Annotated in this window: 3 protein-coding genes; all 3 read right to left on the bottom strand. The window is 71.1% G+C overall.

Annotation, left to right across the window (positions count from 1 at the left end; all coding sequences use genetic code 11):
• Positions 1–19: 19 nt before the first annotated feature.
• Genes C516_RS0105045 through C516_RS18590 form a run of 3 tightly spaced genes read right to left on the bottom strand, consistent with a single transcriptional unit; the run spans position 20 to position 20,551 of the window.
• Positions 20–754 (bottom strand): SapC family protein, encoded by a 735-nt coding sequence (locus C516_RS0105045; RefSeq protein ID WP_018717272.1) that lies wholly within the window; start codon positions 752–754, stop codon positions 20–22.
• A gap of 44 nt (positions 755–798) precedes the next feature.
• Positions 799–2,448, bottom strand: a complete 1,650-nt coding sequence (locus tag C516_RS0105040; RefSeq protein WP_018717271.1) for a ShlB/FhaC/HecB family hemolysin secretion/activation protein — start codon at positions 2,446–2,448, stop codon at positions 799–801.
• Positions 2,438–20,551 carry a leukotoxin LktA family filamentous adhesin gene (locus C516_RS18590; protein ID WP_018717270.1) on the bottom strand — a complete coding sequence of 6,038 codons (18,114 nt, stop codon included), beginning with the start codon at positions 20,549–20,551 and terminating at the stop codon, positions 2,438–2,440. The genes C516_RS0105040 and C516_RS18590 overlap by 11 nt, the downstream gene beginning before the upstream one ends.
• Positions 20,552–20,616 lie beyond the last annotated feature (65 nt).

Genomic DNA, 20,616 nt, shown 5'->3' with positions numbered 1-20,616 from the left:
CTATGACCCGCGGGGGGAATCACGCCGCCTCGGTGCGCAGACGCACCGGCATGCGCTCGAGCTGGCCGCGGGAGACCATGTGGGCGTGGATCCAGCCCAGCGAGCCGTCGCGGTGGAGCTCCGCCACAGTGGCGTCGTCCAGCTGGTCCAGGGCCGCCTCGTCGACGACGCGGAAATCCCGGATCGCGCGGCTGTTGCCGTCGGCGTCGGTGATCTGGAGGTCCCGGCGTACGAGCAGCCCCAGCTCGTTGAGCCGCCGCGCGAAGGTCCGGGTGCGCTCGCTGTCGGCGAGGTATTGCTGCAGGAAGCCGACAGTGCGCTGCAGGAACTCGCTCTGGCTGCCGTCGTCCTCGAACAGCGCGGTGCCCTCCTCGCGGTTGAAACCCCCGTAGGCCTGGTCGATGCACACGGTCATGTCGGCATCCTCACCGTCCTCGCCCCGGGCCAGGACGAACGGGTAGCGCCGCACGAACGCGGGCACGTAGGTGCCACTCTGCCAGTGCCCCTCGCTGTCCACGAACAGGTTGCGACCACTCTCCAGGCCGAGCAGCGCGACCGGCGAGGGGTCCTCATCGCTCCCCGCGAACAGGATCGGGTAGTCTGCGGCGACCTGGTAGAACTCCACCCCGGCGACGGGCACGAAGTGGGTGTCGCGGGCGAAGCTGCAGTCGCCGACGGCGTCGCGCAGGCGCAGATCCGCGTGCCGCTCGCTGTTGAGGGGGACGATGTCGCTATAGAAGAGCAGCGATGCCATTGGGGGTCTCCTGTGCTGTGCTGATCGGGGTGACGGGCGGTCACTCAAGAACCGAAGCTGTAGCTGAGCTGCGCGTGGATGCGGTAGCTGTCCTGGTCCTGGGTCACGTCGCGCAGCGGCACGCCCACCGTGAGCGAGGCGTTCCAGTTGGTGCCGGTGCCCGCGCTGACGCCCGCACCGGTGCTGCGCAGCTGCTCGAAGTCCTGGCTGCGGCCCTCGACGAAGCCGTAGTCGACGAAGTAGAACAGGTCCGTGGTGGGGTGGACCCGCCAGTGGGCCTCCGCTGACACGGCGCCGCCCCGGGCCGCGGAGAGCACGCCGCGGTCGTAGCCGCGCACGCTGGACTGCCCGCCGGCCTGGTAGTAGGACGGCGAGGCGAACTGATCCTTGATCGCATACTGCCAGCTGCCCTTGACCAGACCACTGATACGCGGCGTGAAGGGATGGGCGTAGGTGGCCTCGCCGGGGAAAGTGGCGTAGGTCTGCGTCTCCTCGCCAAAGACGTCCGAGCGGTTGACCACCAGCTCCTGGCTGACGCGCCAGCGCGCACCGCTGGCGCCCACGCCGCGGAGGACCACGCCGGTGCCCAGACGGTAAAGCTTGGTGTCCGAGAGGGTGCCGCCGGAGATCTCGCTACCGGAGTCGAGCCACGACGCCCGGGCATTCCAGTCGAGCACGGTCTGCCCCCAGTTCATCCAGGGGCCGATGTAGCTGGCGCTGACCTGCTTGGAATCGCCGGTGATATCGAGCTGCTCGAAGCCACCGCCGACGATCTTGGTCCGGGTGTAGGTCGCCGAGACATTGAGCCGGCCACCGGAGTCGGTCACCGGCATTTCGTAGCCGAGATACCCGCTTGCCAGGCCCTCGGCACCGATGCCGTAGACCACCAGCCGGTCGCTCACGCCGCGCGGGCCGTTGACGACGAGAAAGGTCCCGGCCTGGTACTGACCGGTAGAGTCCGAGCCGTTGGTATTGGCGAACACCTGTGCCCGCCAGCGCTGGGGCTCACGAACGTCGACGCGGACGTTGCTCTCGCCGAAGCCCTCCCCCGCCTCGAGGCCGGCGGAATAGCGCAGCCCGGAGAGACGGTTGAGCGTCTGCAGCCGCTGGCGCAGCTCCGGGACGTCGACGAACTCCCCCGGGGCCACCGGGATGACCGAGCGTATGTAGTCCTCGTGCGTATAGGTGTTGCCCTCGATACGCAGACTGCCGAGCCTGCCCTCGACGATGGTCACGCGCAGGATGCCGTCGTCCAGCCGCTGGGGCGGGATCATGGCCCGCGCGGTGAGCTGGCCGCGCTCATCGTAGATGCGGTTGATCCGGGCCACCATCTCGTTGAGGTCGTCGAACCCGACCTCGCGGCCGACGTAATCGCTGGCGATGGCGCGCAGGCGCTCCTCCGGGATCACCGTCGACTCCGTGAAGCGCACGCCCTTGAGCGTGAACCGCTCGCCGGTCTCCGGCAGTTTTCCGGAACGCATCTCGGGCACATCCAGCACCGGACCCTCATCCCCGGGCTGCTGGGCGGCCTCGAGGTCGCGGCGCTCACGATCGAGCTGCTCCTGGATCGCACCGGGCTCCGGGGCATCCGCCGCCTGCTGGGCGCCGGCGACGGCCGGCACCGCGAGCAGGACCGCCGCCGCGACCTGGCTCAGGCCGGCAGCGAGTCCGCAGACCCGCGCTTCAAATCGCATCACTATTGCGGTCTCCATCGTTCTGCAACATCCCGGCGCCACCGCCGGAGGTCGATACCGCGCCGCCCGTACCCACGCTCACCGGCTCCACGGGCAGCCCCGGGGTGACCGGCGGCTGCACCGAAAGCACCCGGGAGGCCTCGCGAACGATGCTCTTCTGCGCGGTGCGCCGTGCCGCCCCGGTGCCGCCGGTGCGCGTGCCGCCACGGTTGTGGTCGGCGTTGTAGTTCGGCACCTCGACGGCATAGCCGTTGGCGAAGCGGGTGACGTAGGCGTCGGTGAAGGCGTCGGTCCCGTCGATCTCGAACTCGAAACGGTAGTCGAGCTCGTGGAGCTGGATGTCGATGGCCGGATCGGACGTGGGATCGACGTTGTCCGCCAGCACCGCCGCCTCGGCGGTGTTCAGCCGAAGCCACTGCGGGATCCAGGCATCCATCATGTGGACCCGGTCGGTGGTCGTGTCGATGCGTACCTGACGGCCGTAAACACGGTCGAACACCGCGCCCCGGCCGGCCGCGGCATCGAGGGTCAGCCGTGCCACATCGGCGACGCCGCCGAGGGCGCCGGTGATCCGGCCGTCCAGGACGCCGGTACCGGTCTGGGTGGCACCGACGTCGACATCCCGGGCCATCAGCCACAGCCGGTCAGCCACACGGGCATCGTCGACCCGCAGCTCGTCGGAGGCGGTCAGCTCCCCGGTGCGGCCGTCGAGGCGGGTCAGGCGCAGGTCCGCCGGCCGGGTCACGGCACCGTCGCGCACACCGGCGGCGAGCCGCACCTCATCGTCGGCCGAGACGCGCTCGCCGGTGAGATCGCCGCCGCTGGTGCCGGTGACGGCACCGCCGCTGTCCACGGTGACAAACCGGACCGGTCCGAGCACCGCGTCCAGGTCCACGTCGCCGCCGGCATCCGCGGTGTCGAAGGTGATCTCGCCCGCCGCCTTCAGGTCCTGGGCGCCGCCGCTGCGCAGGAAGCCACCGACGGTGATGTCGCCACCGGAGACCGCGTCGATGCCGTCGCCCGCGTCGATGCCGGTATCGACGCGAATATCCCCATCGGCGGCCAGGTCCACCCCGGCACCCGCGGTCATCAGGCCGCTGGTGGCGCGGGCCCCGGCCCCGTTCACCCTAACGAGAATGTCGCCGGCGGCATCCAGCCAGATGTGGCCGTCGGTCGCCTCCAGTCCGCCGAGGAGGATATCCCCGTTCTCGCCGGCCCGGCCCAGGGTGGTGATCTCGATGTGTCGCCCGGCCTTGATCTCGCCGTCCGCCGAGTCGAAGTTGCCACCGATGCCGGCGATGATGTCGCGCCCCGCCTCCAGGGTGTAGCCGCGGCCGTAGTCGAGGCGGTTGAGCTCCAGGCGGCCGTTGATGGCCATCAGGATGATGTCGCGGCTGGCCTTGATGTGATTGCCCACGATGTCACCGTGGGCCGATTCAATATCGGCATCACCGCCTTCCGTGTCGGACCAGTTCTCACCGTCGATGCCAGCGATGACCTCGCGGATGGTGATGTCGTCACCGGCGTACAGCTCCACCCGGCCGTCGGCACGGAGCCGCCGGGCGGTTCCGGAGCCCTCGATGCGGCCATGGCGCTGGGCACCGGTGGTGTGGATCCGGATCGCCTGATCCGGCGCGAAGGCGTCCGCGGCCTCCACTGCCGCGAACCCGGCGTCCACGTGGATGCTGCCCCCGCGGGAGAGGAGGTCCAGCGCCCGGAAGTCCGCACCGCCGGCGGCGTCGTTCTCGTAGCCGCTGTGGTCGATGCCGGCCTCGAAGGCCATGTCGCCCTCGGCGGCGAGACGACCGTGATCCTGGACCCCGTCGGTGACCACGCTGACGGACCAGCCGTCCCCGGCGTGGACGCCGCCGGCCTCGCCGTCGGCGATGGCGGAGGAGCCGGCGGTGACATCGATCAGCCCCGCCGGCGTCCGCAGCGTGGCGACGTCGAAGGCGCCGCCGACATCGTCGGCGATCACGTCCCCGGTGTTGCTCGTCACGGCACCGACGTCATAGTCCCCGGTGCCGGTGAACGTGAGCGTGTCCTCGAACGCGGCGGTCCGGCCGGTGGCGGTACCGGCCACGTCCATGGCCAGCGTGGCGTCGCCGGTGAGACTGTCGTAATCCACGTCGCCGGCGGCGGTCAGGCTCATCCGGGCGCCGGCGTCCAGGGTGCCGAGGTCCTGGTGCCCGTCGGCGCCGCTGCGCACCGTCGTGGTGGCGGTGAGGGTGTCCGTCACGGCGGCCGAGTCGATGGCCAGCGCCCCGGCATCGATGACCGCCGTGGTCCCGGCGATGAGCGTGCCGATGTCGGCGAGCCCGTCCACGGCGAGATCCATGGGCGCGTCCCGGGTCTCCAGCCGCGGCCCGGAGAAGGTCCCCGCCTCCACCAGCAGCCGGTCGGCGATGAGGTCCGCGCCGGTGACGGCCGGGGCCACGATCCGTGCGGTCGCGGTGCCGCTGCCGGAGGCCGTGCTGCGGTCGACGAACCCGATGGCGTGGCCACTGTGCAGCCGCAGATCACCACCGAGGGCGTCGGCGTGCAGCGTGTCCACGTCGACCTCCAGCGGCCGGGCAGGCGTACCGATATGGCCGCCGGCACGCAGACGGGCGAGCCCTGCGTCGTTGCTGATCAGCGACCCGTCGTCGGTCATCGTCAGCGAGCCGCCGGCGTCCAGCAGCAGGTCCGTGTCCGCCGCACCGCCGCGGGCGCGGACACGGTCGGCAACGATATCGCCGGCCACGTCCACGGAGAGGCGGTCACCGGTCAGGCCGGCGTCGCCCTGCATCGCGAGGTGATCGCCGGTGATGTCGATCGCACCGGCCGCGGTGACACCGGCACCGCTGTTCACGGTCATGCCGAGGTCACCGACGGCCGCGGCAAAGGCGCCGGTATCCACGGCACCGTCCACCGTCAGGCTGCGGACATCGGCGACGTCGAGCGTGCCGGTCACGCTGGAGGCGGCGAGGGTCATGTCCGCCACGGCGCCGGCGTAAGGCAGTGCCGCCAGCCAGGCGTCGCCACCGACATCGAGGGCGATATCACCGCCGGTGATGTCCAGGGCCTCGCCGGCATCGCCCACGTCGCCACTGACGTTCAGCGACACCGGGCCGCCGGCCTGGATATCGATCCCCTGGTCGGTGCCGGCGAGGAAATCGCCGCCGTCGACCCACAGGCCCACGCCCGCGTCGGAGACGATGCGCTGGAGCGTGAGGGTGCCGTCCTGGCGGATGTAGACGCCGTTGGAACCGCGGGCGGTGAGGCGGTCGGCGACATTGACCTGCACCGGGTCGGCCGCCGTGCCCAGGGTGCCGCTGCCGGACTCCAGGATGACGCGGTTGCCGTCCACCACCACCTGCCCGGGGGCCGCCGTAAGCACGTCGCCGGCGGTCTTGATCCGCACGGCACCGCCGCTGACGTCCTCGACGTTGATGTCCTGCTGGCCGCCGAGGAACACATCGGAACCGGAAACCGCGGTGACGGCGGCGCCGGCGTCCACGTCCACGTCCTCACGCTGGCGGATGCGGATGGTGTCGTCGGTGATGTCGAGGTCGTCCGGCTCCGCAGCGGCCAGGGCGATACGCTGCTCATCGGTGAGGCTCACCGAGCCGCCGCTGAGGTCGATGACGATCTCGTCGGCGGTCTCGGCGCCGATGCGATCGGCGACGAGGTCCAGCCGGCCGCCGGCGACGAAGTTCTCTTCCTCGATACGGGTGGTGGTATCCGTCGTGCCCTTGGCGAGCCCGGCACCGATCCGGCTTTCAAGCTGCTCGGTGGTCCAGACCGAGCCCTGCGAGAGCGAGTCGCGGTCCGCGCTGGTGAGCGTATAGCTGAAGTCGGGATCGTAATCGGCGGCAGCGGGATCGTTGAGCACCTCGTTGTGCATGGCGAGTATCGCGGACTCGCGCTGCTGCTCCAGGTCGTCGATGGCCGACTGGGCGACGCCGTCGTCGAGCAGGCGCTGGCGCTCGCTGCCCGGGAGCTGATAGTCGAAGGTATCCGGATCGAAGCTGTCGGCGACATAGTCGCCGTTGCCGTCCTGGTGGACGTTGCGCGCCTCCCAGTAGAGCCGGTAGACCCGCTCCTGGCGGGCCGCGTAGGCGTCCTCCTGGATGGCGACGGCGTCCGCCGCACCGTCCTCGGCGCGCAGGTCCATGCCCTCCCACACGTCGAGCAGCTCGCTGCGGGCCCGCTCGTCCCGGCGCTGGGTCGTGTTGGCGTCGACGATGTCGCCGTCGACCACCCGGGCACTCACATCCCCGCCGCGGCCGACGATCCGGTCGACACGCAGGTCACCGGCGGTCTCGGTGACGTGGGCGTCGCCGGAGGCGGTGACCGTTACCGTGCCTTCCCCGCCGACGCTGGAGTCGAGCCGCACCGGGACCGCCGACGTGCCCACGCTGCCGGCGCCGGAGGTGAGCGAGACGTCCCGCCCGCTGACCACCGCCCCGGAACCGGCGGAGCCGGCCACCACGACGTCGCCGCCGGCGTCGAGGCGGACACTGCCGTTGCCGGAGGCCACCCGTTCCAGCGGGGTACGGCCGGTGGCCGTGAGCGCCACCGCCCCTTCGTCCGTGACCGCGCGCAACGCATCCCCGGCGTTGACGGTGAAGTTGTCGATGCCGCTGACCGCGCCGATATCGATACGGTCGGCGACGACCGCCGCGCCGTCGCTCGTCCCGGACACGGCCCCCGCGTCGATGGTCACCGTACCGGTGGGCGCGGTGACCGCGCCACCCAGCGTCAGCCGCGCGCCGCCGTTGTCCACGCTGATGGCCGGGGCGTCCTGACCGATGAACTCGACGTCGATGGGGTTGTCCGCGGCGACCGCATGGCGGTCGATATCCGTGCGGCCGCGGACTGTGACCTCCTCGGACCAGTACCGCCACTCCCAGCAGACCCCCGGCGTGCTGGTCTCGCAGGTCGACCAGTTGCGCTTGGACACGGTCTCCCAGTCACCCCGGTCGACCTCCTTCGTACCCTCGGTCACCTGGTCGGTGGTGATGAACTCCGCGCCAGGCAGGGGGGCGTGATCGAGCTCCTTGGTGTGGTCATAATCGACCGTCCCCTCGCCGCTGGGGATGAAGCCGATCGCGGTGTCGTTGTAGCGGCGCACGGTGCGCTTCTCGCGGTAGTCCGTGCCCGTGAGCCACGCATACTTGAGGTGCTCCTCCGGCGTGTACTGCGCCGAACGGCTGTCCTCGTTGGTACGCAACAGGCTGAGCGTCCCGTCGTCGTGCTCGCGGTAGACCTGGACGTCGTTGCCGAGGTGCTTATAGACGGTGGTCGTCGCACTGCCGCCTCCGGAGGCGGCGTCCGTGTCGTTGATCCGCAGGGTGCCCTCGATGTCGTTGCCCGCATCGAGGGCATTGGCGTGCAGCTGGTAGCCGGTCTCGTTGGTGATGTCGATGCGGCCGTAACCGTCGAGCACCCGCAGCCGGCCGACGGTGCTGATGTCAGCGTCGTCACTCGCGTTGCTGGCGGTGAAGTCGAAGCCGTCCGTGAGGATATTGATCCGCCCGGCACTGCTGAGATAGCTCTTCTTGCCGTTGAAGTCCGGCATGCTCTGCACGCCCGCGCCCTCGAGACGATATTCATCGCTTGCGCCGTCATAGACGATGCGGACGTCGTCCGAGCCGATGGACTTGGTGGCGAGGGTCACCGTGGTGTCATTGGCCTGGGCATCCTGGATGTCGGTGATGTTCCCGACGTTCAGGGCGGCGATGCTGGTGTCCCAGAACGTGCCCTTGCCGGTGTTCATGATCTTGCCGGACAGCTCCATGTAGCCGCCCTTGACCTCCACGCCCTCCAGCTCGAGACGGTCCTTGCTGGCGTCGTAGATCACCGCCGGCGTGCCCGTGTCGTTATCGCGCTCACGCACCTTGAACGTGGCATCGGGGCTCTCGCCGCGGATGCGGGCGAGCCAGTAGTCCGTGCGGAAGGCATCGATATCGGCCTTGTCCGCGCTGTCCAGGTTCAGGTCCCAGTCCGCGATGCCGCTCTGCAGGGTCGCGTTGAGGTTGAGATAGCGCGCCGAGGCGATGAGGTTGTTGGCCGCGACCTTCACGCCGCCGTAGCCGCCCACCCGGGGGTCGCCGCCGACGTGGCGGAAGGTGTCCACGTAGGAGAGCGTCAGCGAGTCGCCGGCGGCGATGTCAACGGTGTTCGCCCGAATGTTGCCGGTCACGCGCACGTTGCCGGTGTTGCTCTCGATCGCCACCTTGCCGCGGAGGTTGCGGATATCCCCGGTGACGTAGATCGCCGGGTCCACCGCCCTCGCCTCGTCCCCGGAGACACCGGCCGGCGGGTCGTTCAGGTCCGGGTTGAAGGTCGAGTCCACCGTGATCAGCGGATCCGGCGAGTTCTCGGCGGTCTCGATCTCCGTGAACGCGGCACCGCCGCCGGCGTTGAGGTTATTCAGCTCGGCGTTGTCCGACACCGAGGTGTAGTTGAACGTCAGCTCCCCGCCGGCGTCCGCCGGGATCTCGAGGCCCGTGATGTCCAGGAACGCCGGGCTGGCGTTGTTGATGTCGATACGCGCGTCACCCGGGGCGTGGAGCTCGCCGCTGCCCCGGAGGCTGTCGCCGATGACGTGAATCGAGCCGGGACGCGCGAGGATCGGATCGACCTCGATGAAGCGCACCTGCACACCCTGGCCCGGGTAATCGTCGGCCTGGCCGCTGAGCCGGGCGAGCTGGCGCTCGAGCAGGTTGATCTCGGCCTCGAACGCGTTCCGCGCCGCCTCCACCGAACCGTAGTTCGCCTTCATCTCGTAGAGCTCGTCGATACGGTCCTGCAGCTCGGTGAGCAGGTTGCGGGTATCGCTGCTGTACGTGATGCCGGCGCTCTGCTCGGTGGCCTCGTACTCCCCGTCGCCGTCGAGCGCGTTGGCAATAGTCAGGGTCTGGTGGGAGTGCACGCCGGTGAGCACGTCGCCATCGACCTGCACGCGGTCGGTGCTGGCGTCCTCGGTATTCTGGTAGGTGATCTCCAGGGAGATGTCGTCGGCCCCAACCAGGTCGCCGATAGCGTTGGCGATGTCCTCCGCGGCCTTGCGGTAGAGGTCCGTACCGGTGCCGGAGCCGGTGAGCAGGCGGCGGCCGTCATCGGCGTAGAGCTCGACGTCGCGCACGCTGCGCACCTTCGCGTTGCTGGCGAGCGTGATCAGGTTGGACTGATCGGCAATGGCGTCCGCCACCGGGTCCGTCTCCACCGGGAACGCGGTCTTGTTCCACAGCTCGGTGCGGGCGGTGAGATCGAACAGCCCCTGGGTGCCGTCGGCATCGCGTCCGGCATAGATGGCGGTGTCGCCCCAGGACTTCGTGCGCGCGCCGCCCGCGACATCCACCCGGTTGGTGACCGCCGCCTTCGTGCGGCTCTTGCCCTGTGCCGCGCCGGCACCGCCGTATGTCTTGACGTTCGCGCGGGCATCCAGATCGGCGGTGGTATAGGCCGCGAGCACGAGGTCGCCGACCGTCTCCAGGGTGGCGTTGCCGACGGAGACGCCGGCCACCGCACCCTCCATGTCCACCAGGGACTCCGCCTTCGCGACGGAGATCGCCCCGCCGGAATCCAGCTTCACCCGCTGATCGGCCTGCACGTCGTTGACGGACTCCAGCACCAGGCGGTGACCGGGCTCGCGCCAGTCGCCGTAGACGTCCAGGACGGCGTTGTCGCCGACGGTGACATCGGTGTGCGGCGCGATATGGCTGTCCGCCTCTACCGCCGGGGCGTCGATCACGCCGCCGGAGCCCGAGGTGATGTCGTAGTCGGTATCCTTGGGCCTGCGGACGTCGGTCTGCGCGGTCACCTGGGCGGAACCGGCGGCCAGGTGGGCGCCGCCGGCGATCGTCGCATCGACGTCGGTAGTGATGTCGTGATCCGCGCGGGCACCGCTCGCCCCGACCACGGAGGCCTGCACGCTGTCCACCCGGCCGTCGTAGCGCGAGGTATGGTAGGCACGCACGCGCAGCGCGTCGCTGACCAGGGGATCGTCGGTGATGCCCGCCGCCACGCTGGCCCGGGTCACGGCCTCGTCGTCGGTTTCCACCTTGGAGGCGGCCCCCGAGACCACGCCGCCGCTGCCGGCGGTGGCGCGGCCGGTGGCGTCGTTCTCGCTGACCGCCCGGACCTCGAGCGTACCGATACCGCCGTGCTGGCCGGCGGGCCCGTCGAGGATGGCCTTGGTGGTGACGCTGTTCGTGGCGTAGGAGAGATTGGCGCCCGCGGCCACGATACCGACGGAGTAGCCGGTGGCCTCGCTGTACTGGCCGGTGGTGGCGCCCGCCGTCACCGAGACGTCGGCGCCCGGCAGGGTCACATCCCCCACCTCGGCGCGGACCTCGCCGGTGCTCGTCGCCGTGGACTTGGTGGCGTTCACGCCGACCAGGCCGCCCGCGGAGGCGCCGCGGGCGAAGGCGCAGGCATCGACGGCGCCCGCCCCCGGACAGGCGGGGTCGGAGGAAAAGCTGCCGTCCAGGCCGTTGTCCGCGATGTCGGCATCGTCGGCGTCCGCCGTGCCGCGGCTCGCCGAGACATCCAGGGAGTCCGCCCGGACGTCGGCGTTGTCCTCGACCACGGCAACCGCACCGGCGCCCGCCGTCGCCTCGGCAATGGATGCCGCCGCCGAGAGGTAGCCGCCGAGCGCGATGCCGAGGGCATCCGCCGTCACGCGGGAGCGCGCGGAGGCGCCGACGGAGACGCCGCCGGAGACGTTCACGGCGGTGCCTGTCTTGATCCGCGCGTCCGCGGCGACCTCGTCCGCCGCCACCACGCCGGTGCCGGAGGCTCCGGCGAGGAAACCGCCGGCACCGGCCCATCCTCGGGCGCCGGTAACGGCGTCGGTCGCCGCGCTGAGGCCGACGTCGCGGAACCCGGTCACCGGGCTGTCGGCGTCCAGGAAGGCGTCCACGGTGCCGTCGCGTTTAGCGCCGGAATAGACGGCGGCGACGCCGATCCCGCCGGAGAGCGCCGCACCGTAGGCACTGGTGGAGACGCTGGAGCCGTCGCTTGCGATCACGTCGAGGTCGCCGCCGTTGCCGGTGACCGTGCTGTTGCGCACCCGGGCGGTCACGGTGTCGTCGAGCCGCGCGTCGGCGATGTTCACCGCGACACCGCCGAAGCCGCCGACCGAGCCCACGTAGGAATGCAGCAGCGCGGTGTAATCGTCGCCGAGGTCGTCGGCGTCCGCCTTCACGGTGATCCCGTCACCGGAGACCGTGCTGTCATCGATCTCGGCGGTGACCTCGCTGTAGACCCGGGTGAAACCGATGCCCACGCCGACGCCCACGGTGCCGCCGACACCCAGCGCACCCGTGATGTTCTCCGTGGCGGTCGCATTGGTCGCGGTCACGGAGACGTCGCCGCCGGCGTCCACGTCGCTGGCGATGATCCGCGCGGCCGTCTCGTCGGCGCTGCGGTTGCGGTACCGGCCGCCGGTGTCATAGGCGGTGCTGTCCTCCAGCGTGGTCCCGGCATCGCGGGTACCGCCGGTGCCGTCGTCGTACGCGAGGGTATCCGAGGTCGTGGTCTCGAGCTCGGCGTCCGGGTCGGAATTGGCCTGGAGCGGGTTGTCGTACTTGCCGGAGGAATTGCCGGTCTTCCCGCCGCTGGTCAGGCCGTCGATCTCCGAGAGCGTGCCGCTGCCGCCCTTGTCCAGCTCCTCGTCCGGGCTGCCGTAGTCCTCGCTGTCACTGGTCACGGTGCCGTCGCCGAGGATGATGACGCCCGCCGAACCCGCCAGCCCCACGTTCACGCCGGCGCCGCCGGCCACGGAGGTGAGGAACAGGTCGGCGTCGCGGCGCGCATCCACGTTGACGTCGCCGCTGGCGACGACATCGGCACCGTTGATCTCGGCGCGCGTGCCGCTCTGCACCAGGATCACGCCGGCGCCCGCCCCGGCACCGGCACCCCCGCTGACCTCGACACCCAGCGCGCCCGCCACCGTGTTCAGGGTCACGTCGTCGCCGGCGTTCACATCAAGGCCGCCCACCGCGTCGCCGTCTGTCCCGACCGTGGCGTCCTCGACGGTGGCCTCCGTGGTATTGCGTACGTAGCCGAGGGAGCCGGCGCCCGCGACCGCGCCGCCGGCGGCCAGTGAGGCCGCCGCGGCCGCCGTGGTGAGAGTCGTGGTCGCATCCGCGTCCACCGTCACCTGCCCGGGGGTGAGCACCCGCGTGCCCGCACCGGTGATGCGGGCCACGGTCGTCGCCTCGGTAACCCCCACGCCGAAGGCGGCGCCAGCCCCCACGGCGCCCACCGAGGCGGCGCCGCCGGTGGTGGCGACGCTAACGTCCGATTCCGAGCGTACGGAGACGTCGCCGCCGGCGTCCACGTCGCTGCCGCCGTCGACCAGCGACTCGGTGTTCCCCTGCGCGACCGCGAGGGCGACGGAGCCGGACACGGCCCCGCCGGCGGCGGTCGCCCCGGCCGCGAAGCCGGCGACCGCCTGGGTCGAGCGGGCATCCACCGATACGGCGTCGCCGGCGTTGACCGTCGCACCGTGGAGCCCCGCGTGGGTGGTGCGCTTGATCACGTTGGCGTCCATCGCCCCCGCGACCCCGGCCCAGCCGCCACCCGAGGCGGCGAGGACGTAGTCCACGTCGAACACGTGGCTGCTCGCGCCCACGGTGACGTCCGCGCCGGAGGCCGGCGTACCGTCGGCGGCCGCGTTGATCGTGGCGTTCTCGATCTCCGCGCGGGTCGCGCCGGCCACCACGTTGACGTTGCCCACCGCCGCGCCGGAGCCGGAGCCGGTCAGCCGCGGGACCGTGGCCGAGACCGCGGTGCCGAGCACGCCCACCTGCTGGATGCTGCTCGCGCGCACCGCCAGGCCGTTGACGTCCTCCTCGTTCTCGGCGAGGTCGTTCACCGGACTGAAGTCCTCCGGGTCGGACCAGGCCCCCGGATCCGGCGCATCCCCGGCGATGGTGCCGTCGGAGACGGTGACGTCGTCGCCGGCGTCCCCGCCCAGGGCGGACACCCGCGTGGCGCCGCCGGTGATGGCCGCCGAGGTCTCGCCCTCCATGAGGTTGAAGGTCGCCGTACCGGCGACCCCGGTGCGGCCGCCGAAGCCGGCGGCGCCGCCGAGCACGCGCACGACGCTGCGGTCGCGGGCGGTGACCGCGAGGTCGTCGGCCGCCACGACGTGCGCGCCCTGCTCGATCCGCGCCCTGGTCGTCGCAGTGACGATGTTGGTCGCCACCGAGCCGGCGACACCGGCCTGGCCGGCGGCGGAGCCGCTCACCGCCACGGTCTTGATCTCCGGCCGGGCAAGCGCGTCCACGCGGATGTCGTTGCCGCGGTAGGCACCGTCGCCGGATTCGCCACGGATATACGCGCTGACGGCCGTGCCGATCCGGTTGATCCCGGCGGCCACACCCACGCCCGCCGATCCGCCGCCACTCACCTGCCCCGCCAGCGACTCGATGGTCGCGGCGTCGGTGGCGCGCACGGTGGTGTCCTGGCCGTCGTCGCTGGAGGCCGTATTCTCGACGCCCGCCTCGACGGTGCCGTCAAGAATGTTGGTGGTATTGGAGCCGGAGACACCCACCGATCCCGCGAGCGAGCCGGCGACGCCGGCGGAACGGATGGTCCCGTCCTGGCGCGCGAGCACGTCCACGCTGTCGCTGACGTCGAGCACGCTCCCGGTGAGCAGGGCGCTGCGGCTGCCCTTGATGGTGTTGACCGTCACCCCGGCGCCCACGGCCGCGCTGCCGGAGGCGTTCGCCGCTCCCGCCAGGGCGTCGATCTCCGTGGCCCCGTCGTTCGCGGTCACCGACAGGCTGCCGGCGGTGACGTCGGCATCGTCCGCCTGCGCGGTCTCGGTGCGCAGCACCGTATTGACCGCCAGCGAGCCGCCGATGGCCGCCGAGCCGGCGGCACCGCCGGCGACGGCCGCGGAGACCAGGCGCGTCGTGCCGTTCTCGTAGCCGCCGGCGGCGACGTCGACGTCGCCGGCGCCGACGTCCGCCGTGCTACCCGTGAGCGTCGCGGTGCGACTGCCCTTGATGGTGTTGATCGACCCCGCAAAGCCTACTGCGGCATTACCGCTCGCCGAGAACGAGCCGGCCAGGCTCCAGATGCTGCGCCCGCCGCGCGCCGCGACCTCGAGACCGCCGGCGTTGACCGTGCTGCCACTGACACGGGCCTCCTCCTCGCCCAGCAGGGTGTTGATGGTCAGCGACCCGGACACCGCGACGTTGCCGGACGCGCCACCGGCGACCGCACCGGTACGCACGTTCGCGTCCGCCTCGCTGGCCACCTGGACGTCGCCGTTCGCGGTGACGTCGCTGTCGTCGACGGCGGCGGTCTGGTCCCGGTCGATGGTGTTCACGGAAAACGCACCGCCGATCGCCGCGGTACCGGCCCCGCCGACCTGTCCGGCGAAGGACCAGATGCCGGAGAGCGGGTCACCGCCATCGGTGGCGTTCACGCGCAGGCTCGCGGCGTCGATATCGCTGCCCTGATCGACCGTGGCGCCGGTGGTGCCCAGCAGGTCGCTGGCCACCAGGGAGCCACCCACGGAGGTGTTGCCCGCGGCGCCGCCGGAGACCGCCAGGGTCCGCACCGCCGAGCGTCGGCGGGCGTCCACGGAGACCGCCCACGGCGCCTGATCGGTGGCCGAGGCGGACGTCGTGATATCGGCAGCGCGTACCCGCGCCGCCACGTCACCGCCGATGCTGTTGTAGCCGAGGGAGGCACCAATGGCGACCTTGCCGGAGGCGGAGAGGCTGCCGATGAAGGAATACAGCTCGCCGTCGGCGGCCGCGTCCACGTCCACCCGGGCGGCGTTGACCACCGCGCGGTGCTGGTCGGCCGCGAGGCCGTCGCGCTCGGCCCCCACCCGCGCGGTGACGTCCGCGCGGATGACGTTGGCGATCGCCGAGCCGGCGAAGCTCGCCTGGTTGCCGGCGGCGGCGCCGACGGCCATGCCGAGTATCGCCGCGTTGTTGGCGGCGCGGACGTCGACGTCGCCGCCGGTGGTGACGTCCGCGTCGCCGATCACGGCGGTGTAGGCGCTGTCCACGTAGGTGAAGCCGAACGCGAGCCCGCCGGCCGGTCCGTTGGTGCTGCCCTGGGCACTGACCGCGGCACCGAGGATCATCTCCCCGGAGAGATCGCCGTCGAACACCGTGGCGGTGCCGTCGTCGTTGTCGGTCTCGACCTCCTGCTGCAGCCGGCTGTCGCCGGTGAGCCCGGAGGCGCCGGTGAGCCAAGCGCTGCTGTCCCCCGGTGCGGTGAGATACCCGGCCAGCGGCGAGAACCCGTCGACGCCCTCCGCGTGGACGGTCACGTCGCCGTCGGCATTGATGCTGGCACGGCTGCCGTCGCGCTCGTCGATCTCCGCGGTAAGGGTGTTGTCGACATAGGCGCCGTAGAACGAGCCACCGATCGCCACCCGGCCACCGGCACCGGCGGTGAAGGCGCCGAGCAGGATCTGGCTGGACGAGAGCCCGAGCACGTCGACGTCGTTGAACCCGGAGAGCGCGCTCCCGCCGATACGGGCGGTGGTGTCGTTGCCGATCCACGCCGCGGTGGCGGCGGCGCCGAACCCGCCGCTCTGCTGGCCGGCGGCGGCGAAGAACGCGCCGCCGCCGTTCAGGATGCGCGAACGGTCGAAGGCCGCCGTCGTGACGTCCGGCGCGGTGCCGTCGCCGTCCGCATCCACGGCGGTGACGTCGCTGCCATCGATGGCGGCAGTGGTGCTCCCGTCCACCAGGCTGAGGGATGCCGAACCGGCGATGGACACGGCGGCGCTGCCCGAGCTGCCGCTGCTCACCGCGAGACCCAGGCCCACCGCCACCTGGTCGCCGGCATTGGCCGCCTGCACGTTCACGGTGCCGGCGCGATCCGCCGTGGTGTCGATCATCCGCGCGCTGGTGTCGTTCTCGAGCCAGTTGATCGCGGCCGCGCCGGCGATCGCCGAGGAGAACTTCGAGCTGTTGCCGCCCACGCTCAGCGCGCCGGACCCCGCCGCACCGATGAGATCGGTGTTGTTGACCGCGCGCAGGGTGATGTCCGTGTCGCTGCTATTGTCCGGCGCGTGCACGGTGACGTTGGCGATCTCGGCCGCGGTATCGATGCGGGAACGGTTGAAGACCCCCGAGCCGGCCAAGGCCAGGCTGAATTTGCTGTTGCTGCGCTGCTGGCTGCCGTTGCTGCCGGACAGGGACTGCTGGCTGTTGTTGCCGCCGGAGCGCTGCTCCAGGCGGGAACCGGTGTTGCTGAGCGTGCTCCCGGCGCCGTTGCTGTTGCTGCCGTCGTTCTGCGGATCGCTCACCCGCCCCTGGGTGCTGCTCTGCGCCGAGCTGCTGGTGTTATTGGCGTCACTGCGCTGGGTGCCGGTCATGCCCTGCTTTTGCGAGTTCTTCTGCCGGGCGACCGCCGCGGCCACCCCGAGCCCGACCACGCGACCGGACGTGTCCGCCGTGACCACGAGATCGCCCGTGGTCAGCACGCCGCCACCGTCGGGCAGCGACAGGCCACCGGTGTCCAGCGGGGGCGGCAGAAGGTTGTCGCCACTACTGCCGATATCCCCGATCGCCGCGCTGGTATCCGTCTCGACGTCGTGGACGAACACGCTCGCGCCCACGCCGGCATTGCTGGAGAGGGTCACCGCGCCGGCGAGACCGTAGGCCTGCAGGGACTGGTCCGCATTGACGCCGATGCGCCCGGCATCGACCGTGGCGCTGTCGGCGATGACGGCATCGGTATCGTTGTCCACCTGGGTGAGACCGAACACGCCGGAGACACCGATGCTCGCGCCCTTGCCCGCCGCCGGCAGGACCTGGACGACGAGGTCGTCCGCGTGGGCGTTCACGCCCAGACCGTTGCCGCCCGCGTCGATGACCGCTTCGTCGGCGATGCCGGCGCTGGTGGTCGCATCCAGGTCGATCCAGGAGAACGCACCGCCGACACCGACCGAGCTCGAGGAGCTGCCGCCACTGGACGAGGAGCCGCCGGTGAGCTTGTTGAGCACACCGGCCCCGGTGATCACCCCGGTATGCGACAGGGCGCTCACGTCGATGGCCTGGTCGTACTGCCAGTCGGTGCCGTCCGAACCGGCCACGAGCGGCGCGGACCAGGTATCCGGGGTGCCGTCCCCGTCGCCGCGGGCGGTGACGCTGGCACCGTCACCGATCCACGCCTCCGAGGTGTGGTCGACGCCGAAATAGTTGATCGTACCGGCGAGCCCGAGGGAGCCGGCACTCTTGGCCTCGGTCTGCGTGAACGAGGAGAACAGGCTGTTACCCAGATCGAGCACGCCGGTCGCCGCCGAGGCCGTCTCCTTGAGGCTGCTGACCACGTCCGCCGCGGAGTCCCAGTATTCCGGGCCGGTCCAGGCATCCGGATAGTCCACGGTGATCGGCGTTCGCGACTCCGAGCGCACCCCCACGGTGTCCGCGGTGACGGTGGCGTCGTTGCCGATGAGCGCCCGCGCGTGCTGGGTGTGACGGGCGACCGTGAGGCCGGTGCTGATCGTGGTCAACGAACCGCTGGCGCTGGCGCCCTTCACCGCCAGGGTGTTGCTGGCAATGGTACGGATCGCCTGCTGCTTGGTCCGGGCCTGGACCGCGACGCTGCCGTCGGCATTCACGGTGGTGCCATCCTCGATACGCGCATCGGAGCCCACGTCGGTGAGGCCGATGGCCATGGCGGCACCGAGCTGGATCTTGCCGCCGGAGGCGCCGCCGGCCTGCTGGTTGAGCCCGCCGGAGATGCCGCCGCCGACACCGCCGGCCGCCCGGGAGCTGCCACCGCTTGAGCTGACGCGGTTGGTCCGCTTCTTGGCGCTGTCGATCCCGGCGGTCGAGGACACGGCGTTGCCGTCGGTGAGCGAATCCGCGGTCACCCGGACGTCCCTGACGCCGTTGACATCGCTCCCCAGGCGGGCGTCGGCATCGGCGTTGAACTCGCCGAACGCCGCGGTAAGTCCGGCGGTTGGCGCGTCCGGTGCGGACTGCAGCATGAACGACGCGCTCACCGAGTAGGCGTTGCGATCCCGGGCCGTCACTGCAACATCCCGGCCCACGCTCAGGTCGCCGCGAACCACGGCCTCGGTGCTGGTATCGGCATAGCCGATACTGAGCGCGCCGCCCACGGTGGAGGCCGTCTTGTACGAGGTGGAGCCGGAACCGGCGGCGCTGCTGCCCGACTTGGTCGCCTCGCCGCTGGCGCTCGCCGCCGCCTTCAGTGTGTTGTCGCTGCGGGCCTGTACCGCGAGGTCGTTACCGGCGGTAACCGTCGCCCCGGAGGCGACCTCGGCCCGGGTCGTGCCGCTGATCTGGCCGTACATGGCGGCAATACCGATGGGCAGCGCCATGTTGCCCACGGCATTGTCCGCCGCGGTGTCCACGTGCCGGGTGGCGTTGGCGTCCACGGTGACATTCCGCGCCGCGTCGAGGCTGGCACCGGCGGTGACGTCCACCGTCGCGTCCACCTTCGCCACGGAAAACGACGCGGGCAGCTCGTAGCCGAGCTGGCTGAGATCGGTAACGTCGTCGAAGCTCGCCTCGATTCGGCCGCTGCCGATGTCCTCGGTGACCACGTCGCTGGCGTTCTGGAGATTGACGAGCTTGATCAGCGACCGTGCCTCCGCGGTCGCCGAGATGTCACGGCCGATGAGTTCACCCGCCACGTCCACATCCGCGGATACCTGGCTGAAGCCCGACACCTTCCGGTCCACGGCGGTAGCCACCAGCGCCACGTCACCCGCGCTGCCACTGCCCCGGGCCCCGGCGTCGACCAGCGCCCCGGCCTGGACGTCGATGGTCGCCGTCGGCGTGGTGTCGATGCTGAGGTTGATCTCCGGGTCGCCGCCGGCGGTGAGCGTCACATCGCCGGCGCTGTAACTCCCGGTGGCGAAGGTGAGCAGCTGCGCACCGCTGCCGCCGTCGCCCGCCAGCGTGATGGCGGGCGCATCCAGTGAGATGCTGCCGGAATCACCCTGGGACGCGGACAGGCCGGCGTCATCCCGGTCCGTACCGTCCGACACACCCCCGGCTGTGTCCCGGGTATTGATCACGGCCCCCTGGGCAACGGTGATGCTGTTGGTAGCGGTGAACTCGGCGTTAGTGCCGTCGTAGTCCTCGCGTCCACTGATGGTCAGGTCCGCGGGATCGACCACGAAGGTACCGGCCGTGCCGGTACCCGGCGCGCGGGCAGTAATCTCCACGGCACCGATGTTGACCGATTCGCCCGCGCTGAACTCGATGAACCCGCCGTCGCCGGCCCCGGCACCGTCCGCACTCACGTGCGCCCCGTCCGACATGACCGCATTGCGGTCCGCCCACAGGCCGACCGTGCCGCCGTCACCGTCCGCACCGTCGGCGTCGGCGTCGATGCGCGCGTTGCCGCCGATGTCCAGGTCCTCGCCGGCGGTGACCAGCACGCCGCCGCCGTTGCCGTCGCGCGCCTGCGCGATGACCTCGCCGTCGATCGTCGCGTCACCGGTGGTCACGGCCACCAGCGAACCGCCCTCTACGCGCAGGGCGTCCGCCTCGGCGAAGCCCTCGACGTTTACCGCTGCCCGGAACGTGGCCTCGGCGCGGTCACCGTCGGTGGGCGCTGCCCCGGCGTTCACGGTGCCGGTCTGCTCGTAGCGGGTGCCCACGATGCGCACGCCCTTGTCCGCATTGACCTCGCCGTCGATGCGGATGACGCCGTCGCCGGAGACCGGGAACGCGCCGCGCACGAGGGCGTCGACGGCACTACCGTCACCGTCGATGTCCTCGACCACGCGGTCCATGAAATCCGCCGTGGGCGCCGCCACCGCGAGGCTGCCGGCGTTCACCGTGCCGCTCGCCCCGACCACGAACCCGTGGGGATCGGCGAACAGCAGCTCGCCGCCCACCGCGCCGTTGCGGATGGCGTTGAGCTCGCCGTTCACGACCGCGCGGCTGTCGTGCACGAGGTTGATCAGCCGCCGGGTTCCCGCCGGCAGCTTCATATTGGTGGTATTGCCGCGGCGCACGCGGAAATGCTTGAAATCGTTGAAGCCGTTTTCCCCACGTACGGTGTCCGTGGACACCGTGGTGGTGTCGCCGTCACGCACCACCCGGGTGGCGGTCTCCCCGGTGATGACGATGTCCTTGCCGGCCACTGCTGGCGCACTCGCCAACGCCGAGACGACCGCTGCGACGGACAGGGCACAACCGCCGCCCACCC

Origin of the sequence: Arhodomonas aquaeolei DSM 8974 (assembly GCF_000374645.1) — a bacterium.
In the GTDB taxonomy this organism is placed as follows: Bacteria; Pseudomonadota; Gammaproteobacteria; order Nitrococcales; family Nitrococcaceae; genus Arhodomonas; species Arhodomonas aquaeolei.
Note: the sequence above shows the minus strand (reverse complement) of the source record. Positions and strands in the feature narration are given on the sequence as shown.